We start from the raw sequence: 2,359 nt of genomic DNA, 5'->3' as shown, positions 1-2,359 counted from the left end.
GACCTCGCCGCGCTCTTTCGCCTGCTCCTCGGTCAGGCCGACACCGGCGATTTCGGGCCAGGTGTAGACGACCGACGGGATAACGTCGTGGTTCACGATGCCGGTCAGCCCCGCGATATTCTCGGCGCAGGCGATGCCTTCATCCTCGGCCTTGTGCGCGAGCATCGGGCCGGGAATGACGTCGCCGATCGCCCAGATGCCGGGAACCAGCGTGCTGAAATCATGGTCGGTTTCGATCTGGCCGCGCTGGTTGACCGCGAGGCCCGCCTTGTCGAGCGCCAAACCGTCGGTGTTGGGCCGCCGGCCGATCGACACGAGCACGACGTCGGCTTCGAGCGTCTCCGCCTCGCCGCCCGCTGCGGGTTCGAGCGTCAGCACGGCCTTCTTGCCTCCCCCCTTTACATTGGCAACCTCGGCCTTGGTGACCTTGGTCTTCAGCTTGAATTCGATGCCCTGCTTCTTGAGGATCTTGTTCGCTTCCTTGCGGACGTCGCCGTCCATGCCGGGCAGGATCTGGTCGAGGAATTCGACGACGGTGACCTTCGCGCCAAGGCGGCGCCACACGCTGCCGAGTTCGAGCCCGATCACGCCGCCGCCGATGACGACCATATGACCCGGCACCTTCGCCAGTTCGAGCGCGCCGGTCGAATCGACGATGATCTGCTTGTCGTTATCGACCTCGACGCCCGGAAGCGGGGTGACCGACGAGCCGGTGGCGATGATGATGTTCTTCGCGCGATACGTCCGCTCCGTGCCATCCTGAGCATGTCGAAGGACGACGCTGTCCTTGGACGTGAACTGGGCATAGCCCTTCAGCCAGTCGATCTTGTTCTTCTTGAACAGGAATTCGATGCCGCCGGTCAGCCCCTTGACCGCATCCTTGCGCTGGCCGTGCATCGCGGGGAGGTCGAGTTCGGGCTTCACCTTGATGCCCATCGCCGCCATCGCGCCGCCCGCGGCCGCTTCGAAATATTCCGACGCGTGGAGCATCGCCTTCGACGGGATGCAGCCGACGTTGAGGCAGGTGCCGCCCAGCGTCTCGCGCCCTTCGGCGCACGCGGTCTTCAGGCCGAGCTGCGCCGCGCGGATCGCCGCGACATAGCCGCCGGGGCCCGAACCGATGACAAGGACGTCGTAGTCGTAATCAGCCATAACTCACTCCATTTGTGTTCCTGCGAACGCAGGAACCCAGGGTGTCAAAGCGATAGCCTGTCGAACAAATCCAGCCATTGCGGATTATCGCGTTCGATCAGTTCAACTTTCTACGCCCGCTTCCATTTCTTCATTTGCAGCTCGCGCTGTCGCGCTTGCTGAATATCGTCGAATGCCTCGTACCAGACCAGCGTGTGGCAGCCATATTTCTTGGTGAAGCTTTCCACCACCTCATTGCGATGCTGCCATACACGTTTCAAAAGATCATTGGTTACGCCCAGATATGTCGTCCCGTTCCGGCGGCTTGCCATCAGGTAAACATAGCCTGGTCTGGTCATCCCATTCTTCCGCGTTCCTGCGCTTATATTTGCGTTCCTGCGAAAGCAGGAACCCAGGGCCAGATCGCACCCACATCGCAATCCCACCCTGGACTCCTGCGTTCGCAGGAGCACATGCGATTACAAATCGATCAGCAGCCGCGTCGGATCCTCGATCGCTTCCTTGACCGTCTTGAGGAAGGTCACCGCCTCGCGCCCGTCGATCAGGCGGTGGTCATAGCTCATCGCGAGATACATCATCGGGCGGATCACGATCTCGCCGTTCCGCACGACCGGGCGATCCTCGATGCGATGCAGGCCGAGCACCGCCGACTGCGGCGGGTTGATGATCGGGGTCGACATCAGGCCGCCGAACACGCCGCCGTTCGAGATGGTGAAGGTGCCGCCGGTCATGTCGTCGATCGTCAGCGTGCCGTCCTTGGCGCGCTTGCCGAGGTCGGCGATCGCCTTTTCGATGTCGGCGAAGCTCATGCTGTCCGCGTTGCGCACGACGGGGACGACAAGACCGTTCGGCGCGCTGACCGCGACCGAGACGTCGAGATAATCGTGATAGACGATCTCGTCGCCGTCGATGCGCGCGTTCACCGCGGGGATGTCATGCGCGGCGAGCGCGACCGCCTTGGTAAAGAAGCTCATGAAGCCAAGCCGCACGCCATGCTTCTTCTCGAAGCTCTCGCGATATTTGTCGCGCGTCGCCATCACCGCCGACATGTCGACGTCGTTGAACGTCGTCAGCATCGCCGCGGTGTCCTGCGCCGACTTCAGCCGCTTCGCGATCGTCTGGCGCATGCGCGTCATCTTGACGCGCTCCTCGTGGCGGCCCGGCGCACCGCTCGCGGCGGGTGCGGGCGCAGCGGCGGGGGCCGGGG

2 protein-coding genes and 1 pseudogene are annotated in these 2,359 nt (G+C 63.1%); all 3 read right to left on the bottom strand.

The window, feature by feature from the left end:
- A partial coding sequence (lpdA, locus tag VJ811_RS04980; protein ID WP_324071170.1) for a dihydrolipoyl dehydrogenase occupies window positions 1-1,152 on the bottom strand: 1,152 nt, incomplete at its 3' end.
- Window positions 1,153-1,265: 113 nt separating this feature from the next.
- Window positions 1,266-1,490, bottom strand: a pseudogene (locus VJ811_RS04975) (GIY-YIG nuclease family protein); the annotation flags it as partial.
- 120 nt (window positions 1,491-1,610) lie between these two features.
- The coding region (sucB, locus tag VJ811_RS04970) for a dihydrolipoyllysine-residue succinyltransferase (RefSeq protein ID WP_324071169.1) at window positions 1,611-2,359 on the bottom strand (749 nt) is incomplete at its 5' end.

Source organism: Sphingopyxis sp. (assembly GCF_035250425.1).
In the GTDB taxonomy this organism is placed as follows: domain Bacteria; phylum Pseudomonadota; class Alphaproteobacteria; order Sphingomonadales; family Sphingomonadaceae; genus Sphingopyxis.
Note: the sequence above shows the minus strand (reverse complement) of the source record. Positions and strands in the feature narration are given on the sequence as shown.